The organism is Actinosynnema sp. NPDC023794 (assembly GCF_040639675.1).
In the GTDB taxonomy this organism is placed as follows: domain Bacteria; phylum Actinomycetota; class Actinomycetes; order Mycobacteriales; family Pseudonocardiaceae; genus Actinosynnema; species Actinosynnema luteola.
This window is the reverse complement of record NZ_JBFAFR010000063.1, coordinates 1-19,900: the sequence shown is the minus strand read 5'-3', so window position 1 is coordinate 19,900 and position 19,900 is coordinate 1. Positions and strand designations below refer to the sequence as shown.

Annotated in this window: 3 protein-coding genes; all 3 read right to left on the bottom strand. The window is 74.8% G+C overall.

The genetic code is table 11. The annotated features are described in order from the left end of the window. A partial coding sequence (locus tag AB0H12_RS44205; RefSeq protein WP_499632507.1) for a non-ribosomal peptide synthetase occupies window positions 1–8,985 on the bottom strand: 8,985 nt, incomplete at its 3' end. After that, window positions 8,982–12,002, bottom strand: coding sequence for a non-ribosomal peptide synthetase (locus AB0H12_RS44200; protein WP_499632504.1), 3,021 nt, complete (start codon window positions 12,000–12,002; stop codon window positions 8,982–8,984). The genes AB0H12_RS44205 and AB0H12_RS44200, both read right to left, overlap by 4 nt. Continuing rightward, window positions 11,999–19,900 (bottom strand): amino acid adenylation domain-containing protein (locus AB0H12_RS44195; protein WP_499632500.1); only part of this gene is annotated, 7,902 nt, incomplete at its 5' end. The genes AB0H12_RS44200 and AB0H12_RS44195, both read right to left, overlap by 4 nt.

Genomic DNA, 19,900 nt, shown 5'->3' with positions numbered 1-19,900 from the left:
GAAAAAATCATCCTCCACACCCACCGAACCCACACCCAACAACTCACCGAACAAACCAGCCAACACCCCCTCCACCCGAGAACGAGGAGCGACGGCCACCGGCCGCACCTCAGCCCGCGGTGCGGGAAGGGCCGCACGGTCCAGCTTTCCGTTGTCCGTCAACGGCAACTCGTCCAACACCACGAACACCGCGGGCACCATGTGCTCCGGCAGCACCCCGGCCAGGTGCTCCCGCAACGCCTCCGCCCGCACGGTCGCCCCGGGCGCGGGCACGACGTAGGCGACCAGCCGCCCGTCGTGGACGATCACGGCCGCTGTGGCGACGTCGGCACGCGTGCCGAGCGCCGCGGCGACCTCACCGGGTTCGATGCGGAACCCGCGGACCTTGACCTGGTCGTCGGCACGGCCCAGGTACCGCAGACCGCCGTCGGTGCGGCGGACGAGGTCGCCGCTGCGGTACATCCGGCTGCCGGGCGGCCCGAACGGGTCGGCGACGAACCGCTCCGCGGTGAGCGCGGGCTGCCCGAGGTAGCCGCGGGCGAGTTGGCCGCCGGACACGTGCAGCTCCCCCGCCACCCCGGGCGGCACGGGGTTCAGGTCGTCGTCCAGGACGTAGGCGCGCAGGTTGGGCAGGGCCGCGCCGATCGGGCCGCCGGTCTCCGACGGCTCCAGCACGTGGTGGGTGACGTGCACGGTCGTCTCGGTGATGCCGTACATGTTGACCAGACCCGTGAGGCCGTGCCACCCGGCCGTGCTCGCGGCGTCCAGCGCCTCACCACCGAAGATCACCCACCGCAGCGACAGCCCGTCGCGTGGCGTCAGCTGCGCGAACGCGGTCGGGGTCTGGTTGAGCACCGTCACCCTCTCGGTCGCCAGCAGGTCCAGGAACTCCTCCGGCGAACGGGTCACCGGACGCGGCACGACGACCAGCCTGCCACCGTGGGCGAGCGCGCCCCACAGCTCCCACACCGAGAAGTCGAAGGCGTAGGAGTGGAACAGGGTCCACACGTCGTCCGGGCCGAACCCGAACAGCGGCCGGGTCGCGTCGAGCAGCCGCACGACGTTCTCGTGCGACACCACCACACCCTTGGGTCGACCGGTCGAACCCGACGTGTAGATCACGTAGCAGGGGTGCGACGGCCGCACGTCCGAAGTGGACTGATCAGCCGGTTCCCCCGACTCCAGCTCGCGCAGCACCTCGGCGGTGACCACCAGCGCCGGGTCCGCCTCCCGGACCAGCAGCTCGATCCGCTCGGCCGGGTAGTCCGGGTCCACCGGCACGTACGCGCCGCCCGCCTTGAGCACCGCGAGCAGCGCCACCACCAGGCCGGCCGACCGGGGCAGCACGACGGCGACGAGCCGCTCCGGGCCGACACCGCGCGCCACCAGCGCCCGGGCCACCCGGTCGGCGCGGACGTCCAGCTCCGCGTACGTGACGCGGTCCTCGCCGCACACCACGGCGACCGCGTCCGGCCGCGCCGCGACCTGCGCCGCGAACAGGGCGGTCACCGTCCGCGGCTCGACCTCGACGTCGACGCCGCCGAGCGCCGAGTCCCGCTCGACCGCGCTGAGCACGTCGACCCGGCTCAGCGGCACGTCCGGGTCGGCCACCATCGCGCGGAGCACCCGCAGCAGCCGCGCCGCGACCCCCTCGACGGTGTCCCGGTCGAACAGGTCCGCGCTGTACTCCACGGTGCCGCTGAGCCCCGACCCGCCCGCGTGCTCGCCGAACCCGAACGTGAGGTCGAACTTGGTGGCGTCCGAGGCGACCGGCTCCGCGGCGCACCGCAGCCCCGGGAACAGGTCCGTGCTCACGCCGTCGGTGTTCTGGAACGACAGCATCACCTGGAACAGCGGGGTGCGCGCCTGCGAGCGGACCGGGTTCAGCTCCTCGACCAGCCGCTCGAACGGCAGGTCCTGGTGCGCGTACGCGTCGAGGTCCGTGTCGCGGACCCGCTCGACCAGCTCCGCCGCGGTCGGGTCGCCGGACGTGTCGGTGCGCAGCACGAGCGTGTTGACGAAGAAGCCCACGAGGTCGTCCAGGGCGGCGTCGGTGCGGCCCGCGACCACGCAGCCCATCGGCACGTCCCGGCCCGCGCCGAGCTTGGTCAGCACCACGGCGACGGCGGCCTGCACCACCATGAACACCGTGGCGCCGTGCCGACGGGCCAGCTCCGCGACGCCGCGGTGCAGTTCCGGGTCCACCCCGAACGCGACCCGGCCGCCCCGGCCGGACCGCACGGCGGGCCGGGGCCGGTCCAGCGGCAGGGGCAGTTCGTCCGGCAGGCCGGCCAGCTGACGCGTCCAGTAGCGCAGCTGGGAGCCCGCCAGGCCGTCCGGGTCGTCGGTCCCGCCCAGCACGCGCTGCTGCCAGAGCGCGTAGTCGGCGTACCGCACGGGCAGCTCGGGCCAGGACGGCGCCCCTCCCGCGTGTCGTGCGGTGTACGCGGCGGACAGGTCGCGCAGCAGCGGCGCCAGCGACCAGCCGTCGGCGGCCACGTGGTGCACGACCAGCAGCAACACGTGCTCGGTGGGCGACAGCGCGAACAGCCGTGCCCGCAGCGGGACGTCCGCGGCGAGGTCGAACCGCGTCTCCAGGGTGGCGGTGAGGGCAGCGGCCAGGTCCGTCTCCGGGAGGTCGACCACCTCCAGGTCCGGCGGTGAGTCGAGCACCCGCTGACAGGGCACGCCGTCCTCGTCCGGCAGGACGGTCCGCAGCACGTCGTGCCGCTCCGCCACGTCACGCACCGCCGCGCGCAGCGCACCGACGTCCGGCTCGCCCGTGAGCCGCAACGCCAACGGGGTGTTGTAGTGCACGTCGTCGTCGCCGAACCGGTTGAGGAACCACAGCCTGCGCTGGGCGGACGACAACGGCACCCGGTCCGGTCGCGCCACGGGCGTGAGCGCGGGCCGCGGTGCGCCCCGCGGCAGCCGTTCGGCCAGGCCCGCCACCGTCGGCGCCTCGAACAGGGCGCGGATCGGCAGCTCGACGCCGAGGACCGCCCGCACCCTGCTGATCAGCCGGGTAGCGAGCAGCGAGTGCCCGCCGAGGTCGAAGAACGAGTCGTGCACCCCGACCCGGTCGGCGCCGAGCACCTCGGCGAACAACCCGCACAGCACCTCCTCGCGCGGCGACCGGGGCGGTCGGCTCCGGCCACCGGCGCCGGGCGCGGGCAGCGCCGCCCGGTCCAGCTTGCCGTTCGGCGTCATCGGCAACGCGTCCAGCGGCACGAACGCCGACGGCACCAGGTGTGCGGGCAACGTCGCGGCCAGCCCTGACCGCAGCCACTCCGCGGACAACCCGGGTCCGACGACGTAGGCGACCAGCCGCTGGTCCCGTGCGACCACCGCGGCGGCGGCCACCCCGGGCAGCGCCCCCAGCGCCGACTCGACCTCACCCGGCTCGACCCGGAAGCCGCGCACCTTCACCTGGTCGTCGGCCCGGCCGACGAACTCCAGGCCGCCCTCGTCGGTCCGTCGACCCAGGTCCCCGGTGCGGTACATGCGGGCGCCGGGCTCGAACGGGCACGCGGTGAACCGCTCGGCGGTAGCGCCCGGTCGGCCGAGGTAGCCGCGCGCCACCTGCACGCCGGCGACGTACAGCTCGCCGACGACACCGTCGGGCACCGGCTGGAGCCGCCGGTCGAGCACGTAGACCCGCGTGTTCCACACGGGGACGCCGATCGGAGCCGCGGCACGGCCGCGCCGCGGCCGCCACCGGCCTGCGGTGACCTGGACCGTGGTCTCGGTCGGCCCGTACAGGTTCACCACCGGCACCCGCCAGTCGGCGGCGATCCGCTCGGCGAGGCGAGCGGGCAGCACCTCGCCGCCGCTGAACAGCAGCCGCAGCGACGGCCACGCCGGCGTGCCGGACAGGGCACCCAGCAGGGAGGGCACGAACTGGGCCACGGTCACACCGTGCCGCCGGGCGAACGACGCGAACTCCTCCGGGTCGGTGACCGTCCCGGTCGGGGCCAGGCAGACCGCCGCGCCCGTGACCAGGGGCAGCCACAGCTCCCACGTGGAGGCGTCGAAGCTCGCCGACGTCCGGGCCAGCACCACGTCACCGGGTCCGACGCCGTACTCGGCGGCCATCCACGCCAGGTGGCTCACCAGACCCGCGTGCTGGACCACGACGCCCTTGGGTTCGCCCGTCGAGCCCGACGTGTGCAGGACGTAGGCGGCCTCGTGCGGGTGTGGCGGCGCCGCGATCGGCCCCGGCGGGGTGTCGGCGAGCAGGAACTCGGGGTCGACCACCAGGACCGGCCGTGCGTCGTCGAGCACCCGCCGCACCCGCGCAGGCGGGTAGCCGGGGTCGATCGGGAGGTACGCCGCACCCGCCTTGGCCACCGCGAGCAACGCGACCGGCAGGTCGGCGGTCCTGGGCAGCGCGACGGCGACGACCTGCCCGGCGCGCACGCCGTGCCCGGTCAGCCGGCGGGCCAGCGCGGTTGCCCGCTCGTCCAGTCCGGCGTAGGTCAGGGCGGTGCCGTCGGTGATCACGGCAGGCGCGTCGGGTGTGCGCGCCGCCTGTGCCGCGACCACCTCCGGCAGGGTGGTCGGCGGCACCGGGTGGTCCGCGCCGCGCGAACCGGCCAGCAGGCGGGCGTGCTCACCCGGACCGAGGACGGCGATCCGCCCGACCGGCGTCGCCGGCGCGTCGGCCATCGCGTCGAGCACCCGCACCAGCCGCTCGGCGACGTCCTCGGCCGTGCGGCGGTCGAACAGGTCGACCCGGTAGGTGACCACGCCCGCCCACCCCCCGGCCGCCTGCTCGGTGAACGCGAAGGCCAGGTCGAACTTGGTGGCGGCGGCCGCGATCGGCTCCACGGCGGCGGTCAGCCCGGGCAGGTTCGCGCCGACCGGCCCGGTGTCGTGGTCGAGTGACACCAGCACCTGGAACAGCGGGTTGCGCGACGGCGACCGCACCGGGTTCAGCTCCTCGACCACCCGGTCGAACGGCACGTCCCGGTGGTCGAACGCGGCCAACGTGGTCTCCCGCACCCGTTCGACCAGCTCGGCCGCGCTGGGGTCGCCCGACGTGTCGACCCGCAGCACCACGGTGTTGACGAACAACCCGACCACCTCGTCCAGCACCGGCTCGGTCCGGCCGGACAGCGAGGTGCCCAACGGGATGTCGTCGCCCGCGCCGAGCCGGGAGAGCAGGACCGCGATGGCGGCCTGGAGCACCATGAACGGGCTGGCGCCGTGCTCGCGGGCGAGCCGGGTCAGCCGCCGCGCGGTGTCCGCGCCGAGGACGACGGGCACGCCGTCGCCGCGCCGGCCGGACGTGCCCGTCCGCGGCCGGTCCACGGGCAGCGCCACCTCGCCCGGCAGGTCCGCCAGCTGCCGCCGCCAGTACGCCAGCTGGGCGGCGATCGGGCTGTCGGGATCGTCCTCGTCGCCGAGCACGTCGCGCTGCCAGAGGGTGTGGTCGATGTGCTGCACCGGCAGCGGCGGCCAGTCGGGCGCGTCGCCCTCCAGGCGGGCGGCGTAGGCGGTGGACAGGTCGCGGGCCAGCGGTCCCGCCGACGGGCCGTCGCCCGCGATGTGGTGCAGCACCAGCAGGAGCACGTGGTCGTCGCCCGACCGGAACAGGTGTGCCCGGAACGGCGGCTCGGCGGTCAGGTCGAACCCGCGCGCCGCGCGCCGCCGCAGCTCACCGGCGAGGTCGTCGACGCGGTCGACCGGCAGGACCGGCCGCACGTCCACCACGACCTGCTCGGGTTCGCCGTCGGTCTCGGGGAAAACGGTCCGCAGCGCTTCGTGGCGCGACACCAGGTCGCCGAGCGCGTGCCGGAGCGCGGTCACGTCGAGCGGCCCGGACAGCCGCAGGGCCAGCGGGACGTTGTAGGTCGCGTCGTCCGGCTCGAACCGGTTGAGGAACCACAGCCTGCGCTGCGCGGGCGACAGCGGCACGCGGTCCGGCCGGGTCACCGGGCGCAGCGGCGGGCGGGCGGGGACGCCGAGCCGATCGGCCAACGCGCCCGGGGTGGGGTGTTCGAACACCGCCCGCAGCGGCACGTCCGCGCCCAGCGCGGCGCGGACCAGGCCGACCAGGCGTGCGGCGAGCAGGGAGTGCCCGCCGAGGCGGAAGAAGTCGTCGTCCACGCCGACCTCGGGCACGCCGAGCACGTCGGCGAACAGCCCGCACAGCACCTCTTCGCGGGCCGTTCGCGGCGCGCGGGCGCCGACGCTGAACTCCGGTGCGGGCAGCGCGCGGCGGTCCAGCTTCCCGTGCGGTGTCAGGGGCAACGACTCCAGCGCCACGACGGCGGCGGGCACCAGGGTGGCGGGCAGGGACCGCGCGGCGTGCGACCGCAACCGCTCCGGGTCGACGTGGCCCTCTGGCACGACGTAGACCACCAGCCGCTGGTCGCCGGGCCGGTCCTCGCGCACGACGGCCGCCGCCGCGGCGACCTCGGGGCGCGCGGTGAACACGGCCTCCACCTCGCCGGGTTCGACCCGCACGCCGCGCAGCTTGACCTGGTCGTCGGCTCGTCCGGCGAAGCGGAGCAGCCCGGCGGAGCTCCACCGCGCCAGGTCTCCGGTGCGGTACATCCGGGCGCCGTGCTCGAACGGACAGGCGACGAACCGGTCGGCGGTCTGGTCGGGCCGGTTCAGGTAGCCCCTGGCCAGCCCCGTGCCCGACACGTACAGCTCGCCCGTGGCGCCCGGCGGCACGGGGCGCAGCGCGGCGTCGAGCACGTACGCGCGGGCTCCGGCGATCGGCCGCCCGATCGGCATGGGTCCCGGCGCGACGTCCGGCTCGCGGACCCACGAGGTCACGTCCACCGTGGCCTCGGTCGGGCCGTAGGCGTTGACCAGCCGCCGGTCCCGCGACCAGAACGCGGCCAGCTCCGGCGGGCAGGTCTCGGCGCCGGTGATCAGCACCCGCAGCGCGGGCAGCGCGGTCCTGGGCACACCGGCCAGCACCGACGGCGGCAGGTGGACGTGCGTGATCCCGCGTTCGGCGAGGAACGCCGCCGTCTCGGCGCCGAACGGTTGGCGCGCGGGCACCACCAGGCACGCGCCCGACAGCAGCGCCAGGCACAGCTCGGACACCGCCACGTCGAAGGCGGGCGACACGAACTGCGCCACCCGGCTGTCCGGGGTGATGTGGTACCGGTCGGCGTGGTGCGCCGCCAGCCCGGCGATCCCGGTGTGGGGCACGACCACGCCTTTCGGCCGCCCGGTCGACCCGGACGTGAACACGACGTAGGCGGGGTGGGTGTGGTGCAGCGGCGTGGTCCGGTCGGCGTCGACGGGGTTGCGCGGGGGACAGCCCGTCAGGTCCGGTTCCTCGGACAGCACCACGGCGGGCGAGGCGTCCTCCAGCAGCAGGTCGATCCGCTGGGTCGGGTGGTCGACGTCCACGGGCACGTAGGCGGCGCCCGCCTTGAGCACCGCGAGCACGGCCACGACGTGCTCGACCGACCGCGGGAACGCGACCGCGACCCGCTGCTCCGGCCCGACGCCCCGCCCGATCAGCCAGTGCGCCAGGCGGTTCGCCCTGGCGTTCAGCTCGGCGTAGGTGAGCGTCGTCGGGCCGCACGTCAGCGCCGGGCGGTCCGGGGTGCGGTCCACCTGCGCCTCGAACAGCGCGGGCCACGTGTCGGCGGGCACCCGGCGGGGCTCGTTCCACTCGACCAGCAGCCGGTGGCGCTCCCCCGGCGCGAAGACGTCGAGCTCGCTCAGCGGCAGGCCCGGGTCGGCGACCATCTCGGCGAGCACGCGGACCAGCCGTTCGGCGAACGCCTCGACGGTGTCCCGGTCGAACAGGTCGACCCGGTACCGGACGGCGCCCTCGACGCCCGCGCAGCCGCCGTCGGCGGTGTGCCGTTCCCGCACGCCGACCGACAGGTCGAACTTGGTGGTCCCGATGTCCACCGGCTCGACCCTCACCTCGAGCCCGGCCAGCTCGAGCTCGACCGCGTCGGTGTTCTGGAGCGCGAGCATGACCTGGAACAGCGGGTTGTGCGCCGCCGAACGCACCGGGTTCAGCTCCTCGACCACCCGGTCGAACGGCGCGTCCTGGTTCGCGAACGCCTCCAGGTCGGCCTCGCGGACGCGCTGGACCAGCTCGGCCGCGGTCGGGTCGCCCGAGGTGTCGGTGCGCAGCACCACCGTGTTCACGAAGAAGCCGACCAGGTTCTCCAAGGCCTCGTCGGTGCGGCCGGACACGGGGCTGCCCACCGGGATGTCGTCGCCCGCGCCGAGCCGTGACAGCAGTGCCGCCAGCCCGGCCTGCACGACCATGAAGAGGCTGGCCCGGTGCTCGCGCGCCCACTCGGCCAAGGCGCGGTGCAGGCCGGGTCCGACGGTGAACGCGACCGCGTCCGCCCGGTGGTCGGGAGTGGCGGGCCGGGGCCGGTCGGTCGGCAGCACCGGCTCCTCCGGCAGGTCGGCCAACCGTCGCCGCCAGTAAGCCAGCTGAGCGGCGATCGGGCTGCCGGGGTCGTCCTCGTCGCCGAGCACCTCCCGCTGCCACAGCGCGAAGTCGCCGTACTGGACGGGCAGCGGCGGCCACTGCGGGGGCCGGCCGCCGACCCGCGCCCGGTAGGCCGCGGACAGGTCGCCGGCCAGCGGCGCCATCGACCAGCCGTCGCCCGCGATGTGGTGCAGCACGAGCAGGAGCACGTGCCCGTCGCCGACCCGGAACAGCGTGGCCCGCAACGGCACCTCGGTGGTCAGGTCGAACCCGCGCGCGCCGGCGGCGCCCAGCTCGGCGGCCAGCCGGTCCTCCGGCACGTCCACGACGGGCAGCTCGGGCACCGCGTCCAGCACCACCTGCCGCGGCAGCCCGTCGACCTCGGGGAAGACCGTGCGCAGCGCCTCGTGCCTGGCCACCACGTCGGCCAGCGCGGCGCGCAACGCGGGCACGTGCAGCGGACCGGAGATCCGCATGGCCAGCGGGATCGTGTAGCCGCCCTCCAGGCGGTTGAGCAGCCACATCCCGCGCTGGGCGTACGACAGGGGGATCACGGTGTCGTCCTCGTTTCGGTCAGACCGCGCATCGGTCGCAGCGCGGGGCGTGCCGCTTCCGCCGTCGCCAGGTGCTCGGCCAGCCCGGCGACGGTCGGCGCGTCGAACAGGCCGCGCATCCGCAGCTCGACGCCGAGCGCCCGCCTGATCCGGCTGACCAGCTTGGTCGCCTGGATGGAGTGGCCGCCCAGGGCGAAGAAGTCGTCGTCCACCCCGACCTCGGGCAGACCGAGCACCTCGGCGAACAACGCGCAGAGGCTCTCCTCGACGGGTGTGCGCGGCCGTAGGTCCGAGGTGGCCGCCACCCGGTCCGGCGCGGGCAGGGCGGTGCGGTCGATCTTGCCGTTGTCGTTGAGGGGCAACCGGTCGAGCACGACGAACGCGTCGGGCACCGAGTACTCCGGCAGGGCCTCGGCCGCGAACGCCCGCAGGTGTCCGGGGTCGGGTCGCTCGTTGCGCCGGGGCGACACGTACGCGACGAGGCGGCGCTCGCCCGACCGGTCGTCGCGGGCGATCACCGCGACCTGCTCGACGTCGGGGTGTCCACTGAGGACCGACTCGACGTCGCCGGGCTCGACCCGGAAGCCGCGGATCTTCACCTGGTCGTCCGCGCGGCCGAGGAACTCCAGTTCACCGTCGGCGTTCCAGCGGACGACGTCGCCGGTCCGGTACCTGCGTTCGCCGTCCTGGCCGGCCACGAACCGCTCGGCGGTGCGAGCGGGTTGGCCGAGGTAGCCGCGTGCCACACCGGCGCCCGAGAGGTACAGCTCACCGGTGGCGCCGGGCGGCACGGGCGCGAGGCGGGAGTTCAGGACGTGCGCCCGGAGGTTGTCCATCGGGCGGCCGACGGGCAGTGGGCCGTCGGTGTCGCGGACCGGGTGGCTGGTCGCGAACGCGGTGGTCTCGGTGGGGCCGTAGACGTTCACGACCGTGGTGACCGGGGAGGCTTCGAGCACGCGTCGCACCGCGGTCGGGGACACCACGTCGCCGCCGACCCACACCTCTGCCACGCCGGACACCGCCTCCGGGTCGAGCGCGCTGAACAGCGCGCTGGTCAGGAAGACGGCGGAGACGCCGTGGCGTCGTGCGTCCTCCGGTGCGCCGAACACCACCTCGGCGCCCTGGAGCAACGGCGTCCACAGTTCGTAGGTGGAAGCGTCGAACGCGATCGGCGAGTGGGCCAGCACGCGTCGGTGCGCGCCGGACCTCCAGCGGGTGTCGGCGGCGAACGACACGATGTCGCGGTGGGTCACGGCGACGCCCTTGGGCACGCCGGTCGACCCGGAGGTGTGCATGACGTACGCCAACCGGTCGGGGTGGATCGTGCGTGGGGCGGCGGTCGCGGTGCCAGGCGGGTTTGTCGGGTCGGTCGGGTCCGTCGTCAGGACGGTGCCGAACCGGCTCGCCCGTTCGCGCCACACGTCGTCGGCCAGGATCGCGGTGGCGCCGGCCAGTGCCGTCCGCACCCGGGAGTCCGGGACCGACGGGTGCTGCGGCACGTAGCACCCACCCGCCTTGAGCACGCCGAGCAGCGCGGCCACGAGGTCGGGCGAGCGTTCCACCATGATCCCGACCGGTGACTCCGGCGGCAGGTCGAGGCGGGCGGCGATCCGGTCGGACCACTCGTCCAGCTCCCGGTAGGTGACCCGGCGCGGCCCGGCGGTGATCGCGATCGCGTCCGGCGTACGGGCGACGACGTCGGCGAACACCTCGGGCACGGACCGGGCGGGCACGGAGTGCTCGACGCCCGTGCCCCAGTCGGCGAGCCTGGCCCGCTCGTCGTCCGTGAGCAGGTCCGTGCGCGGGTCGACCAGGTGCTCGAAGACCCGCACCAGGCGATCGGCCAGCGCCCCGACCCGCGACTTGTCGAACACGTCCGGCCGGTGCTCCAGGGTGAGCGCCAACCGGTCGCCGGGCGCGGCGACCAGGACCAGCGGGTAGTGGCTGGCGTCCCGGACGTCCACGCCGGACACCGTCAGCGCGGCCCCGGCGTCGAGCGCGTTCGCGTCGACCGGGAAGTTCTGGAACGACACCAGCGTGTCGAACAGCTGCCCGGCGTCGCCGAGGCCGACGTGCCGGTGCGGCATGGTGCGGACCTGCTGCTCGTGCAGGCCGGTGAGCAGCTCCGCCACCGAACCCGCCGGGTCGAGCCGGGCCCTGACCGTGACGGTGTTGACGAACATGCCGATCATGGCCTCGACGCCGGGCACCTCCGCCGGCCGACCGGACACCGTGGTGCCGAAGACGACGTCGTCACGGCCGGTGAGCACGCCGAGCAGCACCGCCCACGCGGCCTGCACGACGGTGTTCAGCGTGACGCCGTGCTCACGGGCGAGGTCGCCGAGCCTGGCGGTGAGCGGTTCGGCCAAGCGGACCGCGAGGTGCTCGGGCACCGCGGTGCCCCGGGCGCCCGGCGCGACCAGCGTCGGACCATCCACACCGGACAGTTCGGCTCGCCACGCCGCCGTCGACGCGTCACGGTCCTGTGCGGCGACCCAGTCCACGTAGTCGCGGTACGGCGGTCGGGACGGCGGGGTGGCGGACCGGTACAGCGTGAGCAGGTCGCCCACCAGGGCGGGCTTCGACCAGCCGTCCACCACCAGGTGGTGGTTGGTGATCACCAGCCGGTGCCGGTCCGGGCCGCGGCGGAGCAGCGCGAACCGGACCAGCGGCGGTCGTGACACGTCGAAGCGCCGCGCCCGGTCCGTCGCCATCCAGTCGGCCAGCCGTTCGTCGTCGAGGTCCGCCTCGTGCCACGGCGGATCAGCGTCGCGGACCACGACCTGCACCGGCTCGCCCGCACCGCTCTGCCGGAAGCACGTGCGCAGGCACGGGTGGGCGCGCACCAGGGCGCGCGCCGCGTCGCGCATCCTCGCCGCGTCGACCGGGCCGTCGAGGTCCAGGGCGAGCTGCACCGTGTAGACGTCCGGTCCGTCGGTCTCGTACTGGGTGTGGAAGAACAGACCGGCCTGCAAAGGCGACAGCGGGTACAGGTGCTCGATCGGTGATCCGGTCATGCCAACCCCTCGATGTCGGCGCGCAGGTCGCGCTCGAACCGGTCGATGTCGTCCTGGGTGAGGTCGAGGTGGTCCGCGTCGGACGGCGTCCACCCGCCCGCGTCCGGCGTGGCAGCGGCGCCGACCACCGCGGTCAGGGCGTGCTGCCACGCGGAGGTGAGTCGGGCGACGTCGTCGTCCGGGAAGAGCCCCACCGGCCACTCCACGGTCGCGACGAGCACCGGGCCGCCCGGTAGGTCGTGGGTGATCGCGTTGATCGTCAACGGGTAGGCGGGTGGTGGGCGGAACCCGGCCGACACGTCGTCGTCCGATGGTTCGGCGCTGACGCGGCCGAGGTAGTTGAAGCACAGCTGCCGCGGCGGGAACACCGCGAGGTGGTCGCGGGTGCGCGGGTTGAGGTAGCGCAGCAGGCCGTACCCGGCACCGTTGGCCGGGAACGCCCGCACCTGCTCCTTCACCACCTTGACCGCGCGTCCGACGGCGAGCGGGTCGGCCAGGTCGGGGCGTCCGGGATCGAGCCGCACGGGGTGCAGGCTGGTGAACCACCCGACCGTGCGGGAGAGGTCGGCGCCGGGCACCAACTCCTGCTCGCGTCCGTGTCGCTCGAGGTCGAGCAGCACGGCCGTGCCGCGCCCCGGCCGCCACCGCCCGATGGCGAGGGCGAGCCCGGTCAGGAGGATGTCCTCCACACCCGCCCGGAACGCGGCGGGCGCGGTCGTCAGCACGGCTTCGGCAAGCGACACCGGCAGGGTCAGCCGCACCGACCTCGCTACCGCACGGTTCGGCTTGACCCCGCCTCGCCCCGCACCGCCCGGCCCGACACCTCCCGGCCCGGCATCACCCGGTACGGCCGGACCGGACAGCGGCGGGTCGGGGGTGGTCAGCACGTCCGTCCACAGTGGCAGTTCCGCCTCCCTCGCCGGGTCCGCCGCCGCACGCGCCAGGCCAGTGGCCCACCCGCGCACCGAGGTGGGCGCCGGCGCGGCGTCTCCGGATCGCAGGTCGGCCAGCAGAATCCGCCACGAGACGCCGTCGACCACCAAGTGGTGTGCCACCAGCAGCAACCGTCCCGGCGAGCCGTCCAAGCACACGACCTGCAACACCATCCGATGCCGGGGTGCGAGCCGCGCGACCGCCGCTTCCGTCGCCTCGCGAACCGTAGTCGCCGCGTCCACCCGCGTCACGAGGTCCTCGGCCCGCACCGACCCCACCGGCCCGATGTCGAGACCCCACTCCTCCTCCACGGTCAACCGCAGGCGCAACGCGTCGTGCCGGTCCACCAGCCGCTGCACCGCGGCCACCACGTCCATCCCCGCAGGCACCGACGTCACCACCGACTGGTGGAAGCGGTCCACCTCGACGTCCGACAGGCCACGCTCCCGCAGCCGGTGCACGATGGGGGTCAGCGGCACCTCCCCGACGGCCGTGCCCGGCGCCTCACCCGCCTGCTCGACGGCCGCACGAGACACCGACGCGAGCGCGGCGGGCGTGCGGCGCCGGAACACGTCCCGCGGCGTGACCAGCAGACCCGCGGCCCGGGCCAGGCTGACCACCTGGATGGACATGATGCTGTCGCCGCCCAGGTGGAAGAAGTCGTCGTCCACGCCGACCGCGGGCAGACGCAGGGCCTTGGCGAACGCCGCGCAGAGGACCTCCTCCGCCGACGTGCGCGGCGCGCGCAGGCCCACCTCCGGCCGCGGTGGCGCGGGGAGGGCCGCGCGGTCGAGTTTGCCGTTCGGCGTCAACGGCAACGCGTCCAGCGGCACGACGACCGACGGCACCAGGTGGCCGGGAAGCGTTCGCACGAGGTGTTCACGCAGGTCCGCCGAGTCCGCCGTCGACACCGCGTAGGCGACCAGCCTGCCGTCCTCCGACACGGCCGCCGCGGCCTGCGCCACGTCGGCGCGCTCGCACAACGCGGCCTCGACCTCGGCCGGCTCGACCCGGTGCCCGCGGACCTTGACCTGGTCGTCGGCACGACCGACGAACACCAGGTCGCCGCTCGGCAGCTCACGGACCAGGTCACCGGTCCGGTACATCCGCCCGCCCGGCTCGAACGGGCACGCCACGAACCGGTCCGCGGTCAGGTCCGAGCGGTCCAGGTAGCCCCGCGCCAGCCCGGCCCCCGCGACGTACAGCTCACCGGTGACCCCGGCCGGCACCGGCCGCAGCCACGCGTCCAGCACGTACACCGCGGTGTTGGGCAGCGGGCGACCGATCGGGACCGAACCGCCCGCGCCGTCGATCCGACCACCCGGCGGGACGCGGTACTCGGTGCAGCTCACCGTGGTCTCGGTCGGCCCGTAGGAGTTGACCACGGTCACCGCGGGGTGCTCGGCACGCCACCGCTCGACCGCGCCGAGCGGCAGCCGTTCACCGGCCAGCACCAGTTCGGCGGTCGGGTGCTGCTCCGCCGGCGCCGCCGCCAGCAGCGGGAGGTGGCTCGGGGTCGCCTTCAGGAACGTGCGAGCGCCCTCGCCGACCCTGATCGCACCGCCGGTCAGCAGGGGCACGTACAGGGTCGTGACGGTGGTGTCGAACGAGATGGACGAGTGGAGCACGGCGGTGCCGGACGCGCCCCGGTACGCCTCGCGCGCCCACGTCAGGTAGTCGACCAGCGACCGGTGCTCCACCACGACACCCTTCGGCGTCCCGGTGGACCCCGAGGTGAACAGCACGTAGGCGGGGTGCGTCGGCAGCAATGGCGCCGTCCGGTCCCGGTCGGTGAGGTCGGCGGCGGAGAAGCCGTCCGCCACTCCCGGTTCGTCCAGCAGCACCGCGTCCACGCCCGCGGGCAGCAGCCCGGTGACCGCCGACGTGGTCACCGCCAGCTCCGCGCAGCCGGCCATGTCCGCGATCCGCGGCGCCGGGTAGTCCGGGTCCACCGGGACGTACGCCGCACCCGACTTCAGCACCGCCCACAAGGCCACGACCAGGTCGGCCGACCGGGGCAGCGCGACCACCACCCGGCGTTCGGGCCCGGCGCCACGCGACACCAGCAGGCGCGCCAACCGGTTCGCCCGCGCATTGATGTCCACAGTGGACAGTTTGGTGTCGCCGTCGAGCACCGTGCCGACCGCCGACTCGAGCAGGTCGACCACCGTTCCCCCGGTCTCGCGCACCGGTCCGCGAGCACCCGCGATCCGCCGGTCGCGATCCGCCGGCTCCAGCACCTCGATCCGGTGCAACGGCAGGTCGGGCGCGCTCACAGCGGCACGCAGCACGCGCACCAGCCGGTCGGCGAACGCCACGGCGGTCGCGTGGTCGAACAACGCGCGGCTGTAGCGGACGTGCCCGCCCAGCCCGCCGTCCGGCCGCCCGCCGAGGTCGACCGACAGGTCGAACTTGGCGTCGGCGACCTCGACCGGGTGCGGTCGGGCGACCAGCCCGGGCAGCTCCGGCGCTCGCACGGTGTCGTTGTGCACCGTGAGCAGCGTCTGGAACAGCGGCGCGTGCGACAGCGACCGGCTCGGGTCGATCGCGTCCACCACCCGCTCGAACGGCACGTCCTGGTTGGCGTGCGCGGCCAGGTCCGTGTCCCGCACGCGGCCCAGCAGCTCGCGGAACGCGGGGTCGCCGGAGGTGTCCGTGCGCAGCACCAGGGTGTTGACGAAGCAGCCGACCTGGTCGTGCAGCGCCTCGTCCGTCCGACCCGCCACCGGCGTGCCGATCGGGATGTCCGTGCCCGCGCCGAGGGAGGTGAGCAACGCCGCCAACCCGGCTTGCACCACCATGAACACGGTGGCGCCGCTCTCGCGGGCGAACGCCGCCAGGTCGCGGTGCAGGTCGGCGGTGATCCGCAGGTCGGCGGCGCCGCCGTCACGGTCGCGATCCGCGCCCGGCGGCCGGTCCGCGGGCAGGGCGAGCCGGTCGGGAAGCCCGGCGAGGTGGTCGGTCCAGTAGGCCAGCTGGGTGACGAGCGGTTCGTCGCCGTCCGCGAGCAGGTCGCGTTGCCACAGGGTGTAGTCCGCGTACTGCACGGGCAGCTCCGGCCACTCCGGCGCGGCGCCGGCGAGCCGCGCCGCGTAGGCCGTGCCGAGGTCGCGGGTCAGCACCTCCAGCGACCAGCCGTCGGCCGCGATGTGGTGCACCACCAGGGACAGCATGTGCTCACCGGGCGTCAGCCGGTGCAGGCGTGCCCGCAGCGGCAGGTCGCGGGACAGGTCGAAGGGCTCCCGTGCCGCCGCGGTGAGCAGCCGGTCCAGCTCGTCGGGACCGGTGGCCACGACCGGCAGCACGACCTCGGCGGGACGGACCTCCTGGTGTGGTCGGCCGTCGACGTCGGGAAAGGTGGTGCGCAGCGACTCGTGCCGCCGCACGACGTCGACGAGGGCCGCCCGCAGCGCCGGGACGTCGAGTTCGCCGGTGAGCCACATCGCCAGGGGGATGGTGTAAGAGCCGGCGGGCTCCAAGCGGTTGAGGAACCACAGCCGCTGCTGGGCCGCCGACAACGGCACGACGGCCGGTCTGGGCCGCCGCCGCAGCCGCGTCCTGGCCCGGGCCGCGGCGTGCGTGCGGCCGGCCAGCGCGGCCGGGGTGGGCGCGTCGAACACGGCCCGGACCGGCAGCTCCACCGCGAACACCGTGCGGATGCGGCTCACCAGGCGGGTGGCGAGCAGGGAGTGGCCGCCCAGGTCGAAGAACGAGTCGTCCACACCGACCCGGTCGACCCCGAGCACCTCGGCCATCAACCCGCACAGGATCTCTTCCGCGGGCGTGCCCGCCTCACGACCGGCCGACGCGCCGAGCACGGGAGCGGGCAGGGCGGACCGGTCGAGCTTCTTGTTGGGCGTCAACGGGAGCGCGTCCAGCCGGACGAACGCCGACGGCACCATATAGTCCGGCAGCACCGCCGCGCAACGCTCGCGCAGACCCGCCACGTCGTCCGCGACCACGTAGGCGACCAGGGTGTCGTCCCGCAGCACCACGACCGCCTGCGACACCCCGGGGCAGTCGGCGAGCACCGCCTCGACCTCACCGAGCTCGACCCGGAAGCCGCGGAGCTTGACCTGGCCGTCGCCCCGGCCCAGGAACTCCAGCTCGCCCGCGGGCGTCCAGCGCACCACGTCGCCGGTCCGGTACAGGCGACCGCCGCCTGCCCCGAACGGGTCGGCGACGAATCGCTCCGCGGTCATCCCGGGCGCGCGCACGTAACCGCGGGCGACGCCCGCACCGGCGACGTACAGCTCACCGGCGACACCGACCGGCACGGGCCGCAGCCAGCCGTCCAGCACGTACACCCTGGTGTTGGCCAGCGGACGGCCGATGGGCGCGCCGTCGCGCCCGGTCAGGTCCGCGGCGACCGACCAGACCGTGGTCTCGGTGGGGCCGTACAGGTTGGTCAGCTCCGCCGATCGCCGGCCCAGCTCGCGGGCCACGTCGCCGGGCAACGCCTCGCCACCCGCCAGGACGCGCACGGACCGCAGCTCGTCGCCGCCGTCGGCCAGGACCATCCGCCACAGGCTCGGGGTGGCCTGCGCGACCGTCACCCCGGTCCGCCGGATCAGCCGGCGCAACGCGGGCACGTCGTGGACCAGTTCGCCACCGGCGAGCACGATCGCGCTGCCGCTGAGCAGCGGCGCGAACAGCTCCAGGGTCGACGGGTCGAACGAGGTCCGGGTCAGCGCGAGCACCCGGTCGCCCGCGTCGAGCGCGAGCCGGTCGCGCATGGCCGTCACCAGGTTGACCGCGTTGGCCTGGGACACCACGACGCCCTTAGGCCTGCCGGTCGAGCCCGAGGTGTACATCGCCCAGACCGGGTGCTCCGGCAGTGCGGTCGGCGGGTCCACCACCGCGTCGTCGGCCTGGTCGACGAGGACTCGCGGCACGTCGTGCTCCGGCAGCGCGCCGGGGGTGGTCAGCAGCAGCACGGGCGCGGCATCGGCGAAGATCGCGGCGGTGCGGGCGGGCGGGTTGCCCGGCTCGACCGGCAGGTAAGCCGCACCGGACTTCAGCACGGCGAGCAGGCCGACGACCAGGTCCGCGGTCCGGGGCAGGGCGACCGCGACCAGGCGCTCCGGACCCGCGCCGCGCCGCACCAGCGCGCGGGCCAGTCGGTCGGCCCGCTCGTGCAGCTCCTCGTAGGACAGCGCCGTGTCGCCGTCGACCAGCGCGGTCGCCCGAGGTGTGCGGGCGCGTTGTGCCTCCAGCAGCTCGGCGAGCGTCAGCCCGGGCACCGGCACGTCGGTGGCGTTCCACTCGCTGACGATCCGGTGGCGTTCCTCGGCGGTCAGCACGGCGGTGTGCCGGACCGGCCGGTCGGGTTCGGCGGCGAGGCGTTCGAGCACCGCCACCAGCCGGCTGGTCAGGGCTTCGGCCGCGTCTCCGTCGACCGCGTCGGGCCGGTGTTCCAGCCGCATGCCGAGCGTGCGACCGGGCGTGACGGTCAACGCGAGCGCGTAGTGCGTGCTGTCCTCGCCCCGCACGCCCGTGATCCGGGGCGCGCCCGTGCCGACCGGTTCGGGCTCGACCGGGTAGTTCTCGAACACCACCAGGGTGTCGAACAGCCTCGGCGTGCCGGCCGACTGCTGGATCGCGGTCAGCCCGAGGTGGTGGTGCGGCAGCAGTCGGGCGTGTCGCCCGTGCAGGGCGCGCGCCACGTCCACCAGCGGGCGCACCGGGTCGAGCACGACGCGCACGGGCACGGTGTTGATCAGCAGGCCGACGGTCGACTCCGCGCCGGGCACCTCCGGCGACCGGACGGAGACCGTCGTGCCGAACACCACGTCGTCGCTGCCCGCGAGTTGGCCGAGCACCGCCGCCCAGGCCGCCTGGACCAGCGCGTTCAGCGTCACGGCGTGCCGGCGGGCCAGGGCGAGCAGCGCCGCGGTGGCCGCCTCGGGCAGTTCAGCGGTCAGCTGCCGGGACGGTGCCGGCTCCCGGCCGGTGCCGACCAGCGTCGGTCGGGCGCCGGCGAGCTCGTCCGCCCACGCCCGGCGTGCGGCCTCGTCGTCCTGGCGGCCGAGCCAGGCCAAGTGCTCGCGCAGCGACGGCGCGGGCGGCAGCGCCACGCCCTGGTGCAGCGCCAGTATCTCCCGCACCAGCACCGGCATGGACCAGCCGTCCAGCAGGATGTGGTGGTTGGTCAGCGCCAGCTCGTACCGGTCGCGCCGGCGGATCAGGGTGAACCGGACCAGGGGCGGCCGGGCGAGGTCGAACGGCGCCCGGTCGCGGGCCAGCGCCGAACGCCGGGACTCCTCGGGGTCCGGCAAGCCGGAGAGGTCGACCTCGGTCCACGCCAGGGCCACCTCGGGGTGGATCTCCTGCACCGGCCGGTCCGCACCGCGATGCCGGAACCCGGCACGCAGACCGCCGTGGCGGCGCAGCACGGCCGCCGCGGCGGCGCGCAGGCGGTCGGGGTCCAGGTCGCCGGTCAGTTCCAAGACGAGCTGTGACGTGTAGACGTCCGGCGTCCGGTCGTCGTAGAGGGCGTGGAAGAGCAGGCCTTCCTGCAACGGCGCCAAGGGCAGCACCTCGACGGTGTCCGCGTCGGCCACCGCCTCGGCCCAGTGGTCGGCCAGCCTGCGAACGTCCTCTTCGGACAGCACCAGACCGGCCCAGCTCCACGTGCTCACCAGGGCTTCACCGGTGTCCAGCGTGCTGAGCTGGAGCACGTGCGTGACGGGACCGCTGCCCAGGAACACCTCCGGCACCAGCTCGCCGGACCACGTGTCGACCCGGCCGTGGTGGTTGAACGCGATCTGCGGTGTCGGCAGCTGTTCCAGCACGGCAGCGGTTTCCGGGTTCAGGTAGCGCAGCAGGCCGTAGCCGATGCCGTTGTCCGGCACCACCACCGGCACGCCCAGCCGCTCGGGGTGGATGGTGGTGAACCAGCCGACCGTGCGCGACAAGTCCACGCCGTCGACGATGTGCTCCTCGCGACCGTGTCCCTCGACGTC

Bases quoted from the DNA above. Each gene is read 5' to 3' on its own strand.
- AB0H12_RS44200 (WP_499632504.1), bottom strand. From the start codon at position 12,002: ATGACCGGATCACCGATCGAGCACCTGTACCCGCTGTCGCCTTTGCAG.